The sequence below is a fragment of the Thalassotalea mangrovi genome (genome assembly GCF_005116735.1).
Classification (GTDB): Bacteria; Pseudomonadota; Gammaproteobacteria; order Enterobacterales; family Alteromonadaceae; genus Thalassotalea_A; species Thalassotalea_A mangrovi.
Map to the genome: position 1 here is coordinate 36314 of NZ_SWDB01000033.1, position 22575 is coordinate 58888.

The 22575-nt window shown below is 47.2% G+C and carries 15 protein-coding genes and 1 tRNA gene; 2 read left to right on the top strand and 14 right to left on the bottom strand.

Annotation, left to right across the window (positions count from 1 at the left end; translation table 11 throughout):
- The first annotated feature begins 12 nt into the window (after positions 1-12).
- On the top strand, positions 13-2031 hold the full coding sequence (tkt, locus tag E8M12_RS13765) for a transketolase (RefSeq protein WP_136736842.1): 2019 nt from the start codon (positions 13-15) through the stop codon (positions 2029-2031).
- Between the two features lie 57 nt (positions 2032-2088).
- Here the strand turns inward: tkt and E8M12_RS13770 are convergent, their stop codons facing one another.
- The 7 genes from E8M12_RS13770 to E8M12_RS13800 form a co-directional block, all read right to left on the bottom strand.
- Positions 2089-2691 carry a beta-phosphoglucomutase family hydrolase gene (locus E8M12_RS13770; protein ID WP_136736872.1) on the bottom strand — a complete coding sequence of 201 codons (603 nt, stop codon included), beginning with the start codon at positions 2689-2691 and terminating at the stop codon, positions 2089-2091.
- Between the two features lie 199 nt (positions 2692-2890).
- Positions 2891-4393 (bottom strand): L-arabinose isomerase, encoded by a 1503-nt coding sequence (araA, locus tag E8M12_RS13775; protein WP_136736843.1) that lies wholly within the window; start codon positions 4391-4393, stop codon positions 2891-2893.
- A 37-nt stretch (positions 4394-4430) separates the two neighbouring features.
- On the bottom strand, positions 4431-5126 hold the full coding sequence (locus tag E8M12_RS13780; protein WP_136736844.1) for an L-ribulose-5-phosphate 4-epimerase: 696 nt from the start codon (positions 5124-5126) through the stop codon (positions 4431-4433).
- Positions 5123-6787 (bottom strand): ribulokinase, encoded by a 1665-nt coding sequence (locus tag E8M12_RS13785; protein ID WP_136736845.1) that lies wholly within the window; start codon positions 6785-6787, stop codon positions 5123-5125. The genes E8M12_RS13780 and E8M12_RS13785 overlap by 4 nt, the downstream gene beginning before the upstream one ends.
- Before the next feature lie 433 nt (positions 6788-7220).
- Positions 7221-8126 (bottom strand): SMP-30/gluconolactonase/LRE family protein, encoded by a 906-nt coding sequence (locus E8M12_RS13790; protein ID WP_136736846.1) that lies wholly within the window; start codon positions 8124-8126, stop codon positions 7221-7223.
- A gap of 87 nt (positions 8127-8213) precedes the next feature.
- The gene (locus E8M12_RS13795) at positions 8214-11030 is read right to left on the bottom strand and encodes a TonB-dependent receptor (RefSeq protein WP_136736847.1); all 2817 of its coding nucleotides are present in this window, start codon (positions 11028-11030) and stop codon (positions 8214-8216) included.
- Between the two features lie 100 nt (positions 11031-11130).
- Positions 11131-14541 (bottom strand): LamG-like jellyroll fold domain-containing protein, encoded by a 3411-nt coding sequence (locus tag E8M12_RS13800; protein ID WP_136736848.1) that lies wholly within the window; start codon positions 14539-14541, stop codon positions 11131-11133.
- A gap of 476 nt (positions 14542-15017) precedes the next feature.
- Between E8M12_RS13800 and E8M12_RS13805 the strand changes: the two genes are divergently transcribed.
- Positions 15018-15779, top strand: a complete 762-nt coding sequence (locus E8M12_RS13805) for an SDR family NAD(P)-dependent oxidoreductase (protein ID WP_136736849.1) — start codon at positions 15018-15020, stop codon at positions 15777-15779.
- Between the two features lie 500 nt (positions 15780-16279).
- On the opposite strand, the gene E8M12_RS13810 is transcribed toward E8M12_RS13805, so the two are convergent.
- The 7 genes from E8M12_RS13810 to rlmE form a co-directional block, all read right to left on the bottom strand.
- Positions 16280-16366 (bottom strand) — tRNA-Leu (locus E8M12_RS13810).
- A 10-nt stretch (positions 16367-16376) separates the two neighbouring features.
- Positions 16377-16724, bottom strand: coding sequence for a preprotein translocase subunit SecG (gene secG / locus E8M12_RS13815; protein ID WP_136736850.1), 348 nt, complete (start codon positions 16722-16724; stop codon positions 16377-16379).
- An 11-nt stretch (positions 16725-16735) separates the two neighbouring features.
- Entirely contained in the window at positions 16736-17485 is a 750-nt protein-coding gene (gene tpiA, locus E8M12_RS13820; protein WP_136736851.1) for a triose-phosphate isomerase, read from the bottom strand.
- A gap of 137 nt (positions 17486-17622) precedes the next feature.
- On the bottom strand, positions 17623-18957 hold the full coding sequence (glmM, locus tag E8M12_RS13825; protein ID WP_136736852.1) for a phosphoglucosamine mutase: 1335 nt from the start codon (positions 18955-18957) through the stop codon (positions 17623-17625).
- Positions 18958-19800: a dihydropteroate synthase gene (folP, locus tag E8M12_RS13830; protein ID WP_136736853.1), complete on the bottom strand. Its 843-nt coding sequence runs from the start codon at positions 19798-19800 to the stop codon at positions 18958-18960. It lies immediately after the preceding gene.
- A 148-nt stretch (positions 19801-19948) separates the two neighbouring features.
- Entirely contained in the window at positions 19949-21865 is a 1917-nt protein-coding gene (ftsH, locus tag E8M12_RS13835) for an ATP-dependent zinc metalloprotease FtsH (RefSeq protein WP_136736854.1), read from the bottom strand.
- A 66-nt stretch (positions 21866-21931) separates the two neighbouring features.
- Positions 21932-22570, bottom strand: a complete 639-nt coding sequence (gene rlmE / locus E8M12_RS13840; RefSeq protein ID WP_438363463.1) for a 23S rRNA (uridine(2552)-2'-O)-methyltransferase RlmE — start codon at positions 22568-22570, stop codon at positions 21932-21934.
- Positions 22571-22575: the final 5 nt, after the last annotated feature.

Consider the following 22575-nt stretch of genomic DNA (forward strand, 5'->3'; position numbering starts at 1 on the left):
TAAGGATAGAAGATGACTACCGCAAGAAAAAATCTCGCCAATGCGATCCGTGCGCTTAGCATGGATGCCGTACAGCAGGCAAATTCAGGCCATCCCGGCGCGCCAATGGGAATGGCTGATATTGCCGAGGTTCTCTGGAATGATTTCTTAAAACATAACCCGAACGATCCTGCCTGGCCTGACCGTGACCGGTTTGTGTTGAGTAACGGCCATGGCTCAATGCTGATTTACTCATTGTTGCACTTAAGTGGTTACGATTTACCGATAGAAGAACTGAAAAGATTTCGTCAGTTACATTCTAAAACGCCCGGCCACCCGGAATACGGCTATACCCCCGGAGTCGAAACCACAACCGGCCCATTAGGGGCGGGGATCGCTAATGCCGTGGGCATGGCCATCGCCGAACAAACCCTGGCCGCACACTTTAATCGTGACCAGTTCAACATTGTCGACCACTTCACCTATTGTTTTCTCGGTGACGGTTGTTTGATGGAAGGCATCTCCCATGAAGCATGCTCACTGGCAGGTACCCTGGGTTTAGGGAAACTGATCGCGTTTTGGGATGATAATGGTATTTCCATCGATGGACACGTCGAAGGTTGGTTTACCGATAACACCCCAGCTCGATTTAAAGCGTACCAATGGCACGTAATCGAACATGTTGATGGCCACAATCCTGAAGAAATTCGAGCTGCGATTGCACAGGCACAAACGGTTACGGATAAACCGACACTCATTTGTTGTAAAACCACCATCGGGTTTGGTTCACCAAATAAAGCCGGCAGCCATGATTGCCACGGAGCTCCTTTAGGTAAGGACGAAATTGCCGCCAGTCGTGAGTTTCTCAATTGGCCACATGCTCCATTTGAAGTCCCTGATGACGTTTACAAAGGCTGGGATGCCAGAGAACCTGGCGCTCGATCCCAGTCACAATGGCAGCACTTATTTCAGGAGTACCAGCAGCTCTATCCTGAACTAGGGGCAGAGTTTCAGCGCCGGGTCATTGAACGTGCCCTGCCAGATTCCTTTGCTGAAAAAGCGGACCTGTTTATCAATATATGTCAGCAACAGGGGCAACATATTGCCAGCCGCAAGGCATCACAAAATACCATCGAAGTATTTGCCTCCATGCTACCCGAGTTAATGGGAGGGTCGGCCGACCTGGCGGGCTCAAATTTAACCCTTTGGTCTGGTTCCAAGGGCATCAGTAAAGACGATGCTGACGGCAATTACGTATATTATGGTGTTCGTGAATTCGGGATGAGTGCGATCATGAACGGCATCTCCTTGCATGGTGGATTTATCCATTATGGTGCAACGTTTTTAATGTTTATGGAGTACGCCCGCAACGCCGTCAGAATGTCTGCGCTGATGGGTATTCAAAATATTTTTGTATACACTCATGACTCCATTGGCCAGGGTGAAGATGGACCTACCCACCAGCCCGTTGAACAACTGGCTAATTTAAGAATGACACCAAACCTGCATACCTGGCGACCTTGTGATACGGTAGAAACAGCTGTAGCCTGGAAAGCGGCAATTCAGCGCCAGGACGGCCCTTCGGCGTTAATTTTCAGTCGTCAGAATCTTGATCACCAGAGTCGCGATACCCAGCAAGTCGAAAATATCGCTAAAGGTGGTTACATCTTAACGGATTGCGATGGTGAACCAGAGATTATTCTGATTGCAACTGGTTCTGAAATGAGTGTCGCTAACCAGGCGGCGCAATTACTCAATGAAGCCGATCACAAAGTCCGGGTGGTTTCTATGCCCTGTACCAATGTATTCGATCAACAAAGCAAGTCGTACAAAGAGCATGTCCTGCCAAAACAGGTGAAAACCATTGTTGCCATTGAGGCTGCTCACGTCGACTACTGGCACAAATATGTCGGTAGTTATGGAAAAGTGATTGGTATGGCTCAATTTGGTGAATCAGCGCCTGGTGCTGACTTATTGAAACACTTCGGATTTACTACGGAGAATGTGATCAATACCGTCATTGACCTGAAACAACAGAATATGGCGTTATAATTCCTGCCTACTACCCTGACTCTGCCAAACCGGCAGGGTCAGGGTCAAACCTAGTGGTTAAGACAAAAAGTAATCGTTTTTAATCTGCAGGGTTTGTTCCACATCGACGACAAACATCCCCGCCGCCTGTGCCGCTTCTATACCTTTACGAGCATCTTCAAAGACGATACAGCGCCTTGGCTCTACTCCCATCAACTGGGCACATCGTAAAAAGGTGTCAGGCGATGGTTTCGGATTTTTCACCTGATCGGCACCAACCACATGATCAATCAGGCTGGCAAGGCCGCAAATATCGAGGATGGTTTTAGCTTCGTTTGTATAGGCGCCGGTTCCAACCGCCATAGGCCTGATATCTTTATTAGCCTTAGCAAAATTTGCTAGTGCGGTAGGCTTAACATAGTTGGCCATTGTTGCGCGAACGATCGACTCTTTAAAAGCATTCGCCTGTGTTAAATCCAATGCCAGGTCGAGCTTAAAATGATCGATCAGATACTCCAGTGTGCCGATGGTGGGAATGCCTGCCAACGAGCGCATTAATAGCGGATCAACGGGGATGCCATAATGCTCCAACGTCTTTGTCCAGGCATGCTGATGCAGGCGACCGCTATCAACCAGGGTACCATCCATATCAAAAATAATGGCGTCAAAATCGTCATACATAATCATAAGTATATGGTTCTTTAACATATTGCAAGAGTGTTTCTCTAGCCCTTTGGTATCAATATCAAATCAAAGCTAAATGCTCTTACCAATCACACACGCTGAGTGTAGAGTCACCGGCTACTTGGCTGACTAATCGGCTGCAACCATGATGCAATAAAAAAGCCGCCCATCGGCGGCTTATTTATTGATGTAGAGACTATAACCCTTGCGCGAGTCCATAGTAAGCTGCATTTTGTCGCAGTTCATTCTTAAATTGGCGAATGCGTGTATCCGCATCGATGACGGTCAACTCAACGCCGGCCATTTCGGCAAAATCAGCAATATTATCTACCGTCAATGCCTGGCTGTATGCAGTATGATGTGCACCACCGGCGTGAATCCAGGCCGCGGCTGCAACCGACAGGTTCGGGCGAGGTTCCCATAGCGCAGAGGCTACCGGTAAATTAGGCGTTTCGGCCGGAGGATTAACTGCATCGACTTCATTTACAATGATTCTGAAACGATTGCCCAGATCAATTGGCGACACGTTTATCGCCGCACCTGGCTTACCTTTAAATAGCAGTCGGGCGACATCACAGCGCATTCCAATGGTATGTAGATGGACATCTAGCTCAGGTTTGGCTGCCGCTATTGATGGACATACTTCCAGCATATGTGCACCAAGTGCCTGATCGGTGGCGCCGAAGTTGTAGGTGTAATCTTCCATGAAGGATGTGCCACCTTCCCGGCCCGCCGACATGACTTTCATAATGCGCACCATTGCCGACGTTTTCCAATCGCCTTCACCGCCATAGCCATAGCCTTTACTCATCAGGCGCTGCGTTGCCAGTCCTGGCAGTCCCGATAATCCGGTCAGGTTTTCAAAGCAGTTAGTAAATGCACCAAAGCCACCCGCAACCAAAAATCGCTCCATGCCCAATTCCAGGCGTGCTTCATTATTAAGCATCTTTAACTTATGGTCGTCACGGAACAGGTCATCAGCAACCGCATACTCTGTCGCATATAAATCGAGTTGAGCGCTGACTTCAGCATGAGTAACTGAATTTACCGCCTCGGACAATTCACCCAAACCGTGTGCGTGAACTTCGTAGCCAAATTGAATTTGCGCTGCGACTTTGTCTCCTTCGGTCACTGCAACCTGACGCATATTATCGCCAAAGCGCGCGACTTTCAGATTCTGACTCTCGTGCCAACCAGCAGCGGCTCGGCACCAGTCATCGATTTGCAGCTGCACATCCTGTTTTTGCCAGTGACCAACCACAACCTTGCGCTCTTTGCGCATGCGAGTACCGATGTAACCGAACTCTCGATCTCCGTGTGCACTTTGATGAGTGTTCATGTAATTCATGTTAATGTCAGCCCACGGCAAACCCGCATTAAACTGAGTATGTAAATGCATGAATGGTTTCTTTAATTCGTTTAATCCGGCTATCCACATTTTTGCCGGCGAAAAGGTATGCATCCACATAATCACACCAATACAATTCTCATCACGATTGGCTAGCTGGCAAACCGCATGGATTTCTTTGGGTGATTTAACCGTTGGTTGATAAACAATTTCCGCAGAAATTGTCGATGACTGGTTAAAACCGGCAACAATCTGTTGACTGTCTTTGGCTACTTCTTCAAGCACTTTAGGACCGTATAGGTCTTGAGAGCCAGTGATAAACCAAACTTGTTTAGGACCGAATACTTTCATAACGATTTCTCTCTCATAATTAGGTTACACGCCAGCCTTAACTAGCTTGTCCGTAATAGGCATTTTTGCCGTTTTTACGTAAATAATGTTTGTCCACCAGCCCTTGTTTAAGTGGTGAAATTGCTGGGTTTAAGGTTTTCGTCAAATAGGCCATCTTGGCGATTTCCTCGAGCAGAACGGCGTGGTAGACAGACTTGGCCGCGTCTTTTCCCCAGGTAAATGGCGCGTGACCGGCGACGATGACCATAGGTGACTCATTCGGGTCTCTGCCGGCGAAACAGTCGACAATCTGGGCACCGGTTTCTTCTTCGTAATCACCATTGATACGAGCGTCAGTCATCACCGGCGCGCAGGGTATCTCGCCAAAGACATAATCAGCCTGAGTAGTACCCAAACAAGGAATTGCCAGTTGTGCCTGGGCCCAGGCCGTCGCGTACGTCGAATGAGTGTGGGTAATACCACCAATATCCGACCATTGACGATAAAGGTAGGTGTGCGTTTTTGTATCCGAAGAAGGATTAAATTTGCCATCAACAACCTTATTTTCAAGATCGACGATGACAATATCTTCAGCTTTTAACGCCTCATAAGGCACACCACTGGGTTTTATGGCAACGACCGCCCGGTCACGATCAATTTGCGAGACATTACCAAAGGTATACGTCACCAGGTTACGGTGTTGTAATTCCATATTGGCCTCGTAAACCTCACGCTTAAGTTCAATAAAGCTCATCGGCTAACTCCTTCAACAAACAGGCCAAGCTCCTGATAGCGTTGATACAAGGTATCGTACTTATCCGCATTTTCTGGATTTGGGTGGTATGTTTTCGCAACACCAGACGCCATTACTTGCTGCGCTTTGGCGACACTTGGATGTTTAGCAGCAGCCGTAGCCGCATAAATAGCAGCACCTAAAGCGCAGCTTTGCTCACTCTCCAACACATCAATTGAACAATTCCAAACGTCTGCACAGGTTTGCATGATGTAATCCGACTTTTTCGAAATTCCGCCAATGGTGACTACCCGATCGATAGCAACCCCCTGCTGTTTGAAACGGTCAATGATCGCTCTGGCACCAAAAGCTGTGGCATCAACCAAAGCATGAAACACCTGCGGCGCATCACTGCCCATTTTCAGTCCGGTCAGCGCCATAGATACTTCCTGGTTAGCATCCGGCGTCCTGCGTCCATTAACCCAGTCAAGAGCGGTAATACCGGTGCCGCCGACAGGAATGCGTGCCGCGGCTTCACCAAGAGCAATCAGGGTTTGATTTTCCAACGCTTTAAGCAATTCAGCCTGTTGCGCCGCATCAATAACATCACAATTGTCGATATGACGTAGCGGCCAGCTAATCAGGTTTCTGAACCAGGCATACAGGTCTCCAAACGCTGACTGCCCGGCTTCCAATCCGATATATCCTGGCATCACCGAACCATCAACCTGACCACAAATACCTTTAATACAGTTATCGCCAATATCGTTATATTCTGCGACAGTAATATCACAGGTCGATGTGCCCATGACTTTGGTCAGCACGCCTGGTTTCACATTGGCTGCAACGGCGCCTGCGTGACAATCAAAAGCACTAAACGAAACCGCAATACCTTGCCTTAACCCTAGCTTTTCAGCCCATTGTGGGGTTAGCTCACCACATACCTGATCGGCGGTGTATGTTTGCGCAGGAAGACGATCTCGTAAGCCGTCCAATAACGGATCAATACTGGTGAAAAATTCGTTCGGAGGATAGCCACCCCAGCTTTCATGCCACATTACCTTGTGACCGGCAGCGCAACGACTTGCCCGGAACAAGTCTGGGTGTGTGGTATCGGTTAACAGCGCCGACATCCAGTCACAATGTTCGACCCAGAAGTGAGCTTTGTTTCGAACCGCCGGATCATTACGCAGCACATGCAAGGCTTTCGCCCAGAACCACTCCGATGAATAGATGCCACCTTCGTACTTTAAATAATTCTCATCCGAACGGTTGGCAGCATCGGTAATTTCCTTCGCTTCCTGAATCGCCGTATGATCTTTCCAAAGGACAAACATGGCATTAGGGTTGTGGGCAAATTCCTCAGTTAGTGCCAGTGCTACACCATCCTCATTTACCGCAATCGGTGTTGAGCCGGTGGTGTCAAATCCAATCGCAATCACATCCTGCGCGGCATTTTCAGGTGCCACCTGCCACAGTTTGGCAACCGCGTTAATTAAACTATCAATGTAATCAAGCGGGTGCTGACGAAATTGGTCTTTGCCTGGATCACAATACAAACCCTGATTCCATCGCGGATATAATTCAACACTGGTCGCCACTTCTTCGCCAGTTTCAGGATTGACTAACAATGCCCTGACCGAATCAGAGCCATAATCAATACCCAGAACATAACAAGCCATATAAATACCTTATTGCTTTTTTTGTAATACCTATATTGCTTAGAAACTCATTCTAAAAAACAATCATACTACAATAATACTATAGAATATGTGTTATTGTAGTATGAATAGAAATTGAATTCGACTATTTTTTCTTACTGGTTCAGCGTGTTCATTTTTAAGCGACTGGAGTGTTAAGAATGTCGCGAAGAGATTTTTATTATCTTTAATAAAATCATATAGATGGAGTTGAAAGAAGTAGCAAAAACCATTGTTACCAGGTGGAACGGAATGTGCTGAGACGGTAAGGAAACATTAGGCTGAGGGGCAAAGGTTTGACTTTCTTAGCCAGGTAAAGAGTAGCCATTACGGCGAAACCGAATACCAGGCATAAGAGAGGTGTTTGCATCGCTTCGAGAATCACGACAAGCGGCGATAACCACCTTTGCATGGTTTATGCTTGCGGCTTGTGACGGAATTTTTCTTCCGGCAAACCTGTTACACCATGGATGGAGTACACCAACAGGTCACCATTTTGTGGCTCTGCCTGCAACTTGTCTTTACCAAGGCCTTGCCGGGCCGAGCTGATGATAAGCCAGTCGAAGTTGGGACCACCGATGGCAACACAGGTAGGGTTTTGTACCGGCAAATCAACCACAGTGCTAACCTTGCCATTGGGAAAATAACGAACCACTTTGGCAGCGCCCCAATGCGCGCACCATACACCACCTTGGGCATCAACCGCAGCACCGTCCGGAACCGCACCTGGTGCTGTTGTCGCGAAGGTTTTTTTATTACCAAGCTTTGCCGTTTGCGGTTCAAAATCATACTGGTATATGACTCGACCTGGCGAGTCCGAATGATACATAGTCATGCCGTCAGGACTCCAGCACAGGCTATTTGATATGTGTAATCCAGGCACTTTTTTATGAATACCTACACTATCGACCATATATAAGGCCCCACCTGCAGTCTGTTGATGCTCGGATTCGACCATAGTGCCCGCCCAGAACCGGCCCTGACGATCAACACGCCCGTCGTTAAATCGATTGGCGGCTAGCTCAATTTCGGGTTGGTGTAACCATTGCAGGTTCTGGCTAGATAAATCATACCAGGCGATCCCCTTTGCAAACGCAATGATCAGCCGCTCATCATTGTCTGTAAAAGCGAAACTTCCGACCCGGTCCGGCATGGTAAAATGATTTAATTTATTGCTACTAACGCAATAACTAAACAACAACGAACGCTGAATATCCGTCCACCAGATTGACTGACTATTCTCGTGCCATTGCACGCCTTCACCCAATTGGTTCGCCGCATCTACGGTAAATAGTAATTTGCCAACTGAAATATCTTCCATTCATTACAACCTTTTGATGCCGCGCGGTTCAGTTAAAAAAAAAAGGTGCTATATCAGCACCTTTTTGCAACTAAATTATGCGGTAATTTAGAACGAATATCTAGCTCCAAGCGCAAATGTGCGTGAGTAGATAGCGTTGCCGAAATTAAACAGGTTATCGTTGCCTTCACCATAATAATTACGGTAAACATCATCCAGTATGTTTGTCGCATCAAACGTCAACACCAGGTTCTCTGTCGCATCAAAGCTAAACTGAAAATCCAGGCTTTGCTCTGGTCGGCTCCAAAACTGTAGTGGGTTTGCAAAAAACGAAGCTTCATTGCCCTGGAAGAATTCTTCACGCCAGACGTAGGAAAGGCGCACATCGAATTGTTCTTTTTCATAGATACCGACAACACTGTATGACGAATCCGATACACCAGACATTTTTGACTTAACAACCGCCGCGACCGAACCATCTTCGTTAAAGTCTGACGTTGTCTGTTTCGAATCCAGCTCGGTGTAACTTGCTTGCAGGCCAAGACCGTCTAAAGCACCGGGTAAGTTGGTTGGAAAATACAAGAATCCAACTTCGATACCTGACAGTTCGCCATCTGACGCATTAACCGGAGCACCTAGGATATAATCCCGTTCAACCTCGTCATCACCGACACGACGAACGACTTTTGAACCACCAATGACCAATCCGTCAATGTCGCGTTTAAACAATGCACCATAGAGCGAACTCCCTTCAGCAAAGTACCATTCCAATGATAAATCATAATTTTTTGAATGGGTTGGCTGCAAATCTGGGTTTCCACCAGTACCGGTACCGTATGATACACCGTCTGTCAGCGGATCTTGCCAGAACTGTAGTGCGTTTAACTGGCCAAACTCCGGCATCCGCAGGGTTTCGGTATATGCCGCACGAGCGACTAAATCATCAGTAACATTCCAGCTCATCACAAAGCTTGGCAGTACTTCGCTTGCACCTCCGCTTGCTGTGTCATAGTTACCCGCCAGATCCCAAAACTGCATATCCTGGCTGTAGTCGACATAACGCACACCGATTTCACCACTAATGCTTTCACCCAGCGCATATTGAGCCGTAGCGTAAAGCGCATAAGAGGTTTCTTCGATATCAAAGGTTGTTTGCGTAGCGTCTCGTTCGTAGCCATACACCTGACGAACCGCATCGGCATTGTTGATCAGATACAGGCCATTCGCAGTGATATAGTTGTCGAAGACATCGGCTCGACCATCCATATAATCATTGACCTGATAGATGAAGCCGCTACCGTCGCCTGAAGCGCCGGCATCAGCCAGTGCCTGCGCCATGTCAGCAAGCGGCATCACCGATGTAGCACTTTGCTCACGAGTATAACTTTCTGCGCCGCGCTTTTCGTATTTAGCACCAAATTTAACGGTATCAATAAAGCCATTACGCAAGACCCAATCCGCATCAACCGTAAAGGTTAGTGCGTCTCCATCATTGCCACCACCATTGTCATAAACGGTACCGCTGTTCCAGTTTGCAGCCTCAGACATATCCGATTCATCAATACTGGTTGCCGGATCATCCCAGAAAGAGATGCCTGGCATGCCATTATTGTCATTAAAATCAACATCCAGACCGTAAGCTTTACGGTCAAAACGCATGGCAAAGAATTCCGTTTCAAAATCACTTTGCTGGTATAAGATTTCCGACTTAACGGTTAAATCATCCGTCGCTGACCAGTTTGCACCGAATGCAAATAAATAACTGTCAGTTTTTCCGGTTGAGCCATCGCCGCTCTGAAAACCATTAGGCGCGTAGACCTGGCGTTCTTTTACGACATTAGTTCCTTCGAAAACCAGTGGTGTGTCAATCTGCAAATTACCGTGATTACCATCTTCCTCAAAAGTATTGGTAAACCACATGGTTGTTTGCTGCTCATTGCGATAGCCGGTATAGAAGGCCTCAGCCAATAGTTCCAGGTCATCTCTCGGTGCCCACTGCAATGACACATTAAACGCTGGTCGCTCGCGTTTTGCTTCGTATACCCGACCGAACACCGCATCCCGCGCCAATAGATATTCAATGTCATCACCATCGACGGATAATGTGGAGCCAGCGGCACTGGGCAAGCCATTAGTTAAACCAGGCTGCCAATAAGATAGCGCGCTGCCGAAATTCATGATCTTGTATGGCTGGTGATCCGAAGGTGGATTGGCCGTAAAGAACGGGAATGCCGCGCCTGCGACTAAATCATCATCGCGGTAGTTGGTTTGTACGTAGGATACGTTAAACAGCGCCCCTACTTCGCCAAGATCCGTATCCCAACGATTGCTAGCCAACATACTGATGTTTGGATCTAATTCTTCCGACTGGTCAGCATAAATGCCACGGCCGGCCAGCACGACTTTTGAACCATCGAAATTAAACGGGCGATGGGTTTCAATATTAATGGAACCTGCAATACCGCGCTCTACCTGTGAAGCAGAGCGTGTTTTATAGACAGTGACGGTTGATAATAAACTTGCTGGGATATCCTGCAAAGCGACCGCCCGCCCTGCTCCGGTGAAGACATCGCGGCCGTTGACTGTGGTATGTACATCATTCAAACCACGAATCGATACCGTGCTGACCTCGCCACCACCGCGTCCGGTAACCTGCACACCTGTCACCCGTTGCAAAGCTTCAACAACGTTGTTGTCTGGAAATTTACCGATATCTTCGGCAACGATGGAATCAACGATCTGCGTGTTAAAACGCTTCATGTTCATCGCTTTATTCAAACTACCGCGAATACCGGTGACTTCGATAATTTCTATTTGATCGGCTTCGTTATTATCGTTGACAGCGTCTTCGGCTGCTATTACTTGTTGCGCCGACAGCGCCAATGAGGCAACGACTGCGCTATTAATTAAGTTACGCTTGAACATAACCTATTCTCCTGAAATTTGTCTCTGATAAGCGCCTGGCTTATCCATAAAAATATATATACTGGCAACTCAGGAGCGGTTTACACCGCTCCATTGCTCGCTATTGCGCGTCTTTAACGAGATAAAGCTGCTGAACTAATTCAGCGCTAATCGATTCGCTATATATTTTCAGTTCATCCATTGCCCCATTAAACGGCACATCCCAGTGGTTGACGCCAACACCAAAGTAAGTCGTTTGTCCACTGCCAAAAACGTTCGGATAATTCTCACCGCTATATCGTACTTCACCATCGATGTATAAAGTCACGGTGCCATTATCTACGGTAAACGCAATGTGAGACCATTCATTTAACGGTATCTGTCCACCTGGATCCGCATCATACCAGGCCGTGCCCGACCATAAGCGGGTAATATTGTCTTCTCCCCAGGCCGGTACAAAGCTCACCCAACTCGACGTGTTAGCGGCTCCGAAAAATGCTGTGCTAAAACCGGTAAATGCATCGGGACGCAGCCAGAAAGCGACCGAGTACTGGTGAGTGGTAATTAAATTATCCGGCAAGCGCACGCCGTTCGTACCATCGAGCTTAACCGCCTGACCAACAACGCCATCGACGTAATCAACCGTTCCGCTCAGTACATCAATGAAGTTACCGGTAGGCTTTCCTTCACCGTATGCTTCGCCAACGGAAATCAAATCACCATCAAAATTAAACTCTGCCGGGGCTTTCGATTTTACCGTGACTTCAAACGTCTTGGTATCGATCACACCCTGGAAGTTAATCGTTGCGGTCAGGGTTACCGTTGCATCTGGCGATGTTGGCCCCGGCTGGGTAACAACAGCCATGCCATTAACGGTATCAATGACTTTCGGATTGTCTGATGACCAGCTAATGCCTGACACAAACGGACCAACACGTGGCAACGCAAAACTATCTCGAATCGCCGAGGTATCTCCCAAAGTCAGGCCATCTTTCACATAAGCGGCAAACTGAGCCGGATCGGTTAAGTTGTTGATCGCCGCGGCATTAATATCCAAAGAGCTTAATGCGTAATCATAAACAATAAATTCATCGATCAGACCTTTATAGGGAAGATCCCACCCATAGTTTACGCCGAGTGCAAAATCGCCACCCTGGCCACTAAACATTTCTGGACGAGGCATTGTACCTGCTGATTGACCATCAAGATACAGGGTCATGATGCCATCAGCATAGGTAATTGCCACGTGTGTCCATTGATTTAATGGCGTCGCCGAAGCGGTCGCAATCTGGTTCCAGTCATCCGACGCTTCGGTTAAATAACGACTCCAGACGGTAAAGTTAGGATTGAACCAGACACTACCAGGGATGACGCTGATCCATTGATCGAAGTTATCCGCCGGGGACATGAACAACGCCGGCGTGTGAGTCGGTATTTCGCTTGGGTTAATCCAGAACGACACCGTATATCCCGCAGAAGTGATCAACTCGTCTGGTAAGCGGACGCCGGTATTGCCATCAAAATTAAATGCGTTATCCGCATAGCCTTGAGCGTAGGATTGCGCCCCCATACCAAGGTTCAGCAGGTTGTTATCGGTGGTAACGGCATCCGCTAAATTACCAAGCGAGTCCGTTAAAGAATCATTAAAGGTATAGTGAGCAATGGCGTTCTTAAATGCCGGTCGGGCTCTTAATGTTACCGTAAACGCTTTCTCAATCGATTCACCATTTAACGTCACAATCGCCGTCAGGCTAATCGTTTGATCGCCACGGTCAGGGGTTGGGATAAAGATAGAACCATCATTAGAGATGTAGTACTCATCACTGCTTTGCCAACTAATGCTGGCATGGTGTTTACCGACAGTCGGTAAGCGATACCCTTCATCGGCAATGGTTAATTCCGATTTAATGTCCAGGCTGTCAAAGGTCGCCCGTAATGCTGACTGAGTAGCACTGATCGGGTCTACGAAACTTCCCCATACGGAAGCCCCTTCAGACGATAATGCGGAAAAGGTCGGTACCAGTTTCGCATTGGCATCATCCCACTGCCATTTTAAAACGCCAACATAGGTTCCAGACTCAAGCTCAAGCTTAATATTCTCCGGATCCAACATGTACCATACACCGGTTTCACTTCCGGTGACCGTCATATTGGTATTCAGTGCAATATTGCCGGAACGGATAGCACTGGTATTGCTATCGACGCCATGGTTGATAAATTTGTAATAACCAAAAGCCTGATCTTTCGCAACGACATTATCTCCATCCAAAGGCACATAACGTTGCGGAGAGCTCACTAACCAGCCATCGGTGTTAACAAACATCTCGTGCACCCGAACCTCATGGGCTTCAGGGATGGCAGGATATTTAGTTGATGTCGCAGGAAAACGAGTATGGGTCACCAGTAAGTGACGTCCGCTGTCTTCATCATAGTAAGCGGAATTGTGACCAGGAGACTGATAACCCCAGGCTTGTGCGTCTTCGCCAAGTTCCTGAGTATATTCAAATCCCCCTAATAATTTTGCCCCAACTACCAGGCCATCATTCAATGTCGAAATATCGACACCAGCTGGGTCTAAATAAGGACCTTGGGGTGACTTAGCCCGGGCAATACGAATATTATAGCCATCGTTTGCAGCAAAACCGGCAACCGACCACATCAGGTAATAATAGTCACTTTCAGGGCTGTACATGACAAATGCCCCTTCCATTGCCCTGAAATCACCACCGACCAGGCGTGTGCCATAACCTTGTCCGGTTTCTGGTTTGCCGGTTTCTTCATCCATGGCTAAAACATAAATACCGCCTGAGTAGGAGCCGTAAACCATCCATAACTGGCCGTCTTTATCATAAAATGCAGCAGGATCGATGGCGTTGGGATCGATGGCAGGATTGTAAGTCATCTGCTCATTATCGAGAGGGAAATCTGAAAATTCGCTTTCATTTCGATAACCGGACCGTAAAAATACACCTTTATCTGTGTATGGGCCTTCAATATTATCGGCCTCTGCTAGCCCTAAATAGGAACGATTCCAGCATACTTCATCATATTCTGGGGTATCCGGGTTATCCTGAGCGCAGTGATTGTAGTAAAACCAGAATTTCCCGTTCGGCGCCTGAATCACATTGGCCGCCCAATTGCCGGTGAAACCATCTGTCCAGGCGATACCTTCAGAAATTTCGGACGAATAGGTATTAAAAAGTGGGCTTTCATCGACCAAATGATTGGCAGACAATGAAGATATATATTCCCAACTTAACAGATCAGCAGATTTCGCCGCCGCCAGATGGGAACCAAAAATATAATAGGTGTCCTCAACTTTGAGTACCGATGGATCATGAACCGCGATATTCTCAAAATTCACTCCACCTGTATCTGGATTTAACTGCACACTTGAACTGAGTTCAGGCATTGCTGCAGTTAGTTGGACTTCCGGCGCCTTAACGGTTTCGCCGACCTTACTACCACCATCACCACAGCCGGTTACGGCCATGACACCGATGACAGCGAAAGCTATTCTGCTTATTCTCATACTCCCCTCGCTTTCTTGTATCATTATTTAGGTTTTTATTAATCAATTTTTTATTATGTTTAACTGATTGATCTTTTGGTAATATAATACTACAAGGATGTATCGTAATATAATACTACAAATGAAACAAGAGAAAATAAAAGGCCTGCCAACAAGCGACTCTAACCGCAGGTTTCATTAGCCAGTTAACGACAGGATTGTTGGATGAATTCCCCCAGATTATCCTGCCGTTTGACATACGCCATTCCCTTTTCGCACCTGTTATTTATTGAGCAACAACACTCTGTGCGCAATCCAGCCCTCGCCATCTTCAAGCCTGCAGAAAATGTTCAAATATCATGTAGAGAACTATACTCACTCCCCAAACCCTGAATATGATTAGCGCTGGGTGAAAAAATCTTCGGCGCTAGATCACTACGACGTTGGCTCTGCAATGAGTCGTAGATTTCGTACACCTGATAACGGGGAGATAAACGATGTTAAACAATAAAGTTGCCATTGTTACCGGTAGCTGCGGTGGCATTGGCCGGGCCATTGTGAAAACGCTTGTGGCCGAAGGGGCAAAAGTGATAGCGGCAGATTTAAATCAACAGCAAGTTGAAGCGTTGCAATCCAGTTATAACGGCGAGGTCAAAGGGGTTGCGGTTGACGTGACCAACTATGCGGATCAGGAGCGGATGATCCAATCGGCCATTGATGAGTTTGGAACCGTCGATATTGTCATTAATAATGCCGGTATCGGTTCAGCGAAACCGCTCATTGACCACGACCCCGAAACCGACTTTGATGCGGTAACCAATGTCAATCAACGTGGCGTTTATTATGGCATTGTCGCGGCGGGAAAAACCTTTAAACGACTGAATAAAGGGGGAGTGATCATCAATACCGCGTCGGTATATGGACAAATGGCATCCGAAATGACCTTCATTTATAACGTCAGCAAAGCTGCCGTGGATATGATGACCAAATGTGCGGCGTTAGAATTCGCGCCCCTGGGTGTACGAGTCGTTGCGGTGGCCCCTGGCCGTGTCGACACACCGCTATTGAGAAAGTATGAAGAGTTAGGGCTTTGGGAACATATTCGCAAAGAGCAAATGCGTAACGACTTTACCCAACCAGAGGAAATTGCCAGCGTCTTTGCGTTTTTAGCGTCGGATCAGGCAAATTGCATCAATGGCACTACCATCGCCGCTGATGATGGATTTTTAAGCTTTAAATACCCGTTACTCTCTAATTAAGCAGTCATGATAATACCAAGCACATTAAATTATTGCTCACTCAGTGAGAATTTAAAGGCGTTTAGACAAGGCTTTGATTGCAGAGAATGGTCGTTCCCCAGTCAAAATTAGCGCAAAATCAGTAACGCAGGATAAACGCCTTTAAAACTCACCCGTAGGGAGTTTACCAGAGGTCCATTTACGACCCTATATTTCATTAATATAGAATGACTATATCTATGAAATCTATGTTGTAAATGAACCTCTGCCCTAACTCTGAGTTGTGCACAAACTTAATGTGATTGGTATAAGGCCTGGCTGCAGGCTGTGCTTTGATACGGGCCTTTGGATTTATCAGATGGAGTAGCGATAGATTGACTCACCATCGGTACTTCTTGCAGTACCGCATTAATTCTCAGTTTTCAACAAATCTGGTGAAATCTCTTAGGACATAAAAAAACCGAAAACCCTTGTTAATAATAGGATTTTCGGCTCTTTTCGGTTCGCTTAGAACCTTGTGATGGTGCGGATGGAGGGACTTGAACCCTCACGCCCTTTCGAGCACAACGACCTCAACGTTGCCTGTCTACCAATTCCAGCACATCCGCGAAATTTTTATTAGTTTGGAACGTCTGACTCGTTGTTGTCGTCGCTCGCTGGAACGTCTGTAGGCTCGATTGACTGAGTTTGCTCAGCGCCCTGTCCCAGGTTATTCCATTCTTCACCCTGCTTGGTCTTGTGAGCAGTCAGGTTGCCCAGAAACAGGCTAATGACAAAAAATAATGTTGCCAGAATCGCTGTTGTTTTGGTCATGAAGTTGCCTGAACCACTGGAACCAAAAATAGTAGCTGATGAACCGGCACCAAATGATGCGCCCATGTCAGCACCTTTACCCTGTTGGATCAAAATGAAACCAATCAGGATAAGAGCAACAATTAAGTAAACAACGATTAATAACTCGTACATGAATGAATCCTTTATTCTGCCAGGCAGATTTTCTTAAACTCTTCTACTTTCAAACTCGCACCGCCAATCAGGCCACCGTCGATATCTGGCTGGGCGAACAACTCCTGGTAATTACCAGCGTTGACGCTACCACCGTACAATATCGCGACGTTATCAGCTGCCTGTGTGTCCGTGGCAGCGATGTGTTCACGGATAAAGCGATGTGTTTGCTGAGCCATCTCAGCGGACGCTGTTTTTCCGGTTCCTATGGCCCATACTGGCTCATAGGCAAAAACAACGCCTGATAATTCGTTACTATTCAACGTAGCAAGTACAGGATTTAACTGCTCAGATAACACCTTCTCGGTATCGCCCTGCTCTCGTTCCTGCTCGCTTTCGCCGATACAAACAATTGGTGTCAAACCTTGATCTAACGCCGCTTTGGTTTTGCTGGCAACAAGCTCGGAGCTCTCCGCATACATGCTGCGACGCTCTGAATGACCAACAATCACGTATTGTACCGATAAATCTTTCAGCATTAAAGCTGAAACTTCACCTGTATAAGCACCGCTTTGATGCTCACTCAGATTCTGACCACCGATTGCGACACCAGGGTTTTGATTCGCCTGGGTTAACGCCCCAAGATAAGGTGCCGGTGGACAAATGACAACCTGCTGTTCTGTGCGAATGTTAATGGCATTTAATGCGGCAGTCATTGCGTTAACTAACGACAAGTCCCCATTCATTTTCCAGTTCGCGGCAACAATGGTTTTTCTATTCATAATTGCTTCCCTTATCAAGTGGCGAGATATTAACGAACCTGAAAACAAGATACAAGCGAATAAATCACTTCCTGGTTTATTTGCTTAAAAGACAAACAATTTATTAACAGAATTCGTTTTTAATCCAGTACGCGAAGTTAAACTTCGCGTACTTTGTCGGCAATACTCTCAGCAAGGGTTCGCACTTCATGTTGATCCGGACCTTCAACCATGACCCGAACCAAAGGTTCAGTTCCGGATTTGCGCAATAACACGCGACCACGACCAGCAAGCTCCTGCTCAACCACTTTTACCTGCTGCTGCACTGCTGCATCGGATAAAGGATCACTGCCTTCAACAAAACGTACATTGACAAGCACCTGAGGAAGCTTTTGCATGCCTTGGCGCAAGGTAAATAAATTCTTGCCGGATTCCTGAATCGCCTGCAATACATTCAGTGCTGCGACGATGCCGTCACCGGTGGACGTGCAGTTTAAGTTAATAATGTGCCCTGAATTCTCTGCGCCAAGTTGCCAGTCGTTGGCTTTGAGTTTTTCCATCACATAACGATCACCGACTTTGGCGCGTTCAAATGGAATGTCCAACTGCTCGAGTGCCAGCTCAAGGCCCATGTTACTCATCAGGGTACCAACAACACCGCCGGTTAATTCGCCACGCTGTTGTGCCGCGCGGGCAATCACAAAAATGAGCTCATCACCGTCAACGACATTACCCAGATGATCAACCATCATCAAGCGATCACCGTCACCGTCTAAGGCAATTCCCAAATCGGCACTTTGTTCAACCACTAAGCGGCTGATATTGGCCATCGACGTAGCACCGCACTCATCATTGATATTGGTACCATTTGGCGTCGTCGCATATTCAATAACCGTTGCACCCAGCTCTCTGAATACGTTTGGTGCAATGTGATACGTTGCACCATTGGCACAGTCGACCACGACTTTCAGCCCTTGCAGTGATAAGGCGGACGGGAAATTGCTTTTACAGAACTCGATGTAGCGTCCGGCAGCGTCATTAATGCGAACCGCTTTACCCAATTTTGCGGATTCGACACAATCAAGTGGTTCATCAATCATTTTTTCGATGGCAAGTTCAATGTCATCCGGCAGTTTTTCACCATCATTAGAGAAAAATTTAATACCATTGTCATAGTAAGGGTTATGAGAGGCGCTGATCACAATGCCAGCTTCTGCACGAAAGGTTTTGGTCAGGTAAGCAACCGCAGGTGTTGGCATTGGCCCCATCAGGCCGATATCAATGCCGGCTGCACTGAAACCCGCTTCAAGCGCAGACTCAAGCATGTAACCGGAAATTCGTGTGTCTTTTCCAATCATCACTTTTTTGGTGCCACTGGTCGCTAATACCTTACCGGCGGCCCAACCCAGCTTCATCACAAACTCTGGCGAAATTGGCGCCTTGCCAACCAGGCCACGTACCCCATCGGTACCAAAATACTTTCTAGAACTCACTTAACGAATCTCCTTATGAGTTGCATTTAATACGTTGATCGCATCCGCCGTTTCTTTCACATCATGAACACGAATAATGGATGCGCCATTCATTGCGGCTATCACTGCCGCTGAAAGGCTTCCGGGCAGACGTTCGTCTACCGGACGGTTTAATAAGTTACCAATCATCGATTTACGGGATATACCGGCTAACAACGGCAGGCCTAAATCCAGCAATTCGGCCTGATTGGCAAGCAGTTGATAATTTTGCTGTAGCGTTTTGCCAAAACCGTAACCAGGATCGAGAATGATATTGTCTCGCTTAATCCCCGCCTGCTCGCACACCTGCACACGTTCAATAAAAAACTGTTTAACGTCATTGACGACATCTTCATACTGCGGGTTTTCCTGCATGGTTCTTGGCATCCCCTGCATGTGCATCAAACAAACCGGTAATTGAGTTTTTGCTGCCACTTCAATGCATCCCGGGTTTTGTAGTGCCCTGACATCGTTAATGATATCTGCCCCGGCATCAACGGCGGCAAACATGACCCCAGCTTTGCTGGTATCAATCGACAGCAAAATATCGAAGCGTTTCTTAATGGCTTCGATTACCGGGACAACGCGCTCAAGCTCATCCTGCAACGAAACTTCTGCGGCACCGGGGCGTGTCGATTCACCACCAATATCAAGAATACTGGCACCATCTTTGATCATTTGTTCGGCCTGGTTAACGGCTATGTCGACATTGGTAAATCTACCGCCATCGGAAAACGAATCCGGGGTCACATTTAAAATGCCCATGATCTTAGGGGTGGTTAAATCGAGAATTTGATTGTTAATGGAAAATTGTGTGACTGTCATGTCCGATTTGTTGTTATTTGGATTTGCGGGTCTCGCCACTGCGGGCGCTTATAGCAATTTTAAGTGTATCCTGGCGATAGATAAAGGCCAGATAACAAATATTAAAAAAAAAGCCCCCGCAATCGCGAGGGCTTTAATGAAAATCACCTTAATTTGCTGGATTTTCTTCCGGCTTGTTGACATCAACGGTGGCATTCGCTGAACCACTTGGTGGTTTGCCAGACGTGCTCTCATCGCCATAACCTTTCGGTTCACGAACCGGAACACGCGCCATCAGATCATCAATCTGTCCCGCATCAATGGTTTCGTACTTCATCAACGCATCTTTCATCGAATGCAGGATATCCATATTATTTTTCAGGATATCTTCGGCACGTTTGTAGTTACGCTCGATAAATGCACGCACTTCTTCGTCAATATCTTTCGCTGTGTCATCGGACATATGCTTGGATTTAGCAGCGGTACGCCCCAGGAATACTTCGCCTTCTTCATCGGCATAGAGCATGGGTCCCATTTTCTCAGACAGGCCCCACTGAGTTACCATCTTACGAGCAATTTCGGTCGCTCGCTCGATATCATTTGAAGCACCAGTGGACACTTTTTCGGCACCATAAATGATTTCTTCGGCAATTCGACCACCATACAAGCTGGAGATCATACTTTCCAGATGCATTTTCGAGTGACTAACACGATCCTGTTCCGGTAGGTACATGGTTACCCCTAATGCGCGACCACGAGGGATAATACTGACTTTATAAACCGGATCATGCTCAGGCACCATACGCCCCACAATCGCGTGACCCGCTTCATGATAGGCAGTCATTTCTTTTTCCGCCTCGCTCATCACCATCGAACGACGCTCGGCACCCATCATGATCTTATCTTTGGCTTTGTCGAACTCAGCCATAGATACTAAGCGGCGACTGGTGCGAGCAGCGAATAGCGCAGCTTCATTGACCAGGTTAGCCAAATCGGCACCGGAGAAACCCGGCGTACCGCGGGCAATCACGGCTGCATCTACGTCATCACCCAAAGGCACTTTACGCATATGCACTTTTAGAATCTGTTCACGACCACGAATATCCGGTAAGCCTACGGTTACCTGACGGTCAAAACGACCCGGACGTAATAAAGCAGGATCCAATACGTCTGGACGGTTAGTAGCAGCGATAACAATAACGCCTTCGTTACCTTCGAAACCATCCATTTCAACCAGCATCTGGTTCAAGGTTTGCTCACGCTCATCGTGACCACCGCCAAGACCGGCACCACGTTGACGACCAACCGCATCGATCTCATCGATAAAGATGATACAAGGCGCTGATTTCTTCGCCTGGTCGAACATATCACGCACCCGTGATGCACCGACACCGACGAACATTTCGACGAAGTCAGAACCGGAAATACTGAAAAATGGTACTTTGGCTTCACCGGCAATGGCTTTTGCCAATAAGGTTTTACCCGTACCTGGCTGACCCACCATTAACACGCCCGATGGAATACGACCACCGAGTTTCTGGAATTTTGACGGGTCACGTAAGTAATCGACCAGCTCTGCAACTTCTTCTTTGGCTTCATCACAACCAGCAACATCCGCGAACGTAGTCTTGATTTGATCATCACTTAACAAACGCGCTTTGCTCTTACCGAAGGACATGGCGCCTTTACCGCCACCGCCTTGCATCTGACGCATGAAGAAAATCCAGATACCCACCAGCAGTAACATCGGGAACCAGTTAATAAAAATACTGGCAAGCAGGCTAGGTTCTTCTGGCGGTACGCCTTCTACTTTTACATTATGGCTGATCAGGTCGTCCAAAAGCCCATCGTCATACTGGGTTGGGATTAATGTCGTAAACGTATCACCGGAACGCTTGGTACCGGTAATCACGCCATTGCTTTCAATTTTAACGTCGCGAACCTGACCTTGGGTGACTTCATTGATAAAGGTAGTGTAATCAAGTTTACTGTCAGTTCCGTTACTTGGCGTAAAGCTCTGGAATACAGACATTAACACGATGGCTATCACTAACCACAGAATTAGGTTTTTTACCATATCGCTCAATTTGATGGCCTCTCAGACAATTAGGATGAATAAAATACAGGGCGATGTAACTAATAGTTAACTGTACTACAATTTGTATCCGGTAGCTACTATATAGACTTCCCGGGATCGGGCTCGGGAAGAGTCAGGCTTGCGGGTTTTGACACTGGTAAATGCCTGCCGGACGTCTTTCACAAATTGATCAAAGCCTTCACCCTGAAATACTTTGACCACAAAACTACCATTTCGTTTCAATACCTGGTTACACATATCGAGTGCCAGCTCCACCAGATACATGCTACGCGCCTGGTCCGTCGCCTCATTGCCACTGAAGTTTGGCGCCATATCGGACATAACGGTATCTACGTTTCGGCCATCAATTCGGTTTAGCAATGCATCAAGCACCGCATCCTCGCGAAAATCGCCTTGCAGGAAATCAACACCAACTAACGGATCCATTGGCAGGATGTCACACGCTACCACCTGGCCCGCGTCACCAACGACTTTTGCCGCGTATTCAGACCAGCCACCAGGTGCTGCACCGAGATCGACCACCGTCATTCCCGGCTTGATTAACTTATCTTTCTGGTTAATCTCTTCGATTTTAAATACGGCACGTGAACGCAGCCCCAGCTTCTGGGCCTTTTTCACGTATTCGTCGTCAAAGTGTTCCTGCATCCAGCGATTGGAACTGGAGGATAATTTTCCTTTCTTAATCTTACTCATTTAAA

Bases quoted from the DNA above. Each gene is read 5' to 3' on its own strand.
- folP (WP_136736853.1), bottom strand. From the start codon at position 19,800: ATGACAGTCACACAATTTTCCATTAACAATCAAATTCTCGATTTAACC.
- E8M12_RS13785 (WP_136736845.1), bottom strand. From the start codon at position 6,787: ATGGCTTGTTATGTTCTGGGTATTGATTATGGCTCTGATTCGGTCAGG.
- secG (WP_136736850.1), bottom strand. From the start codon at position 16,724: ATGTACGAGTTATTAATCGTTGTTTACTTAATTGTTGCTCTTATCCTG.
- E8M12_RS13800 (WP_136736848.1), bottom strand. From the start codon at position 14,541: ATGAGAATAAGCAGAATAGCTTTCGCTGTCATCGGTGTCATGGCCGTA.
- rlmE (WP_438363463.1), bottom strand. From the start codon at position 22,570: ATGAGTAAGATTAAGAAAGGAAAATTATCCTCCAGTTCCAATCGCTGG.
- E8M12_RS13805 (WP_136736849.1), top strand. From the start codon at position 15,018: ATGTTAAACAATAAAGTTGCCATTGTTACCGGTAGCTGCGGTGGCATT.
- E8M12_RS13795 (WP_136736847.1), bottom strand. From the start codon at position 11,030: ATGTTCAAGCGTAACTTAATTAATAGCGCAGTCGTTGCCTCATTGGCG.
- araA (WP_136736843.1), bottom strand. From the start codon at position 4,393: ATGAAAGTATTCGGTCCTAAACAAGTTTGGTTTATCACTGGCTCTCAA.
- tkt (WP_136736842.1), top strand. From the start codon at position 13: ATGACTACCGCAAGAAAAAATCTCGCCAATGCGATCCGTGCGCTTAGC.
- E8M12_RS13770 (WP_136736872.1), bottom strand. From the start codon at position 2,691: ATGTATGACGATTTTGACGCCATTATTTTTGATATGGATGGTACCCTG.
- tpiA (WP_136736851.1), bottom strand. From the start codon at position 17,485: ATGAATAGAAAAACCATTGTTGCCGCGAACTGGAAAATGAATGGGGAC.
- E8M12_RS13780 (WP_136736844.1), bottom strand. From the start codon at position 5,126: ATGAGCTTTATTGAACTTAAGCGTGAGGTTTACGAGGCCAATATGGAA.
- E8M12_RS13790 (WP_136736846.1), bottom strand. From the start codon at position 8,126: ATGGAAGATATTTCAGTTGGCAAATTACTATTTACCGTAGATGCGGCG.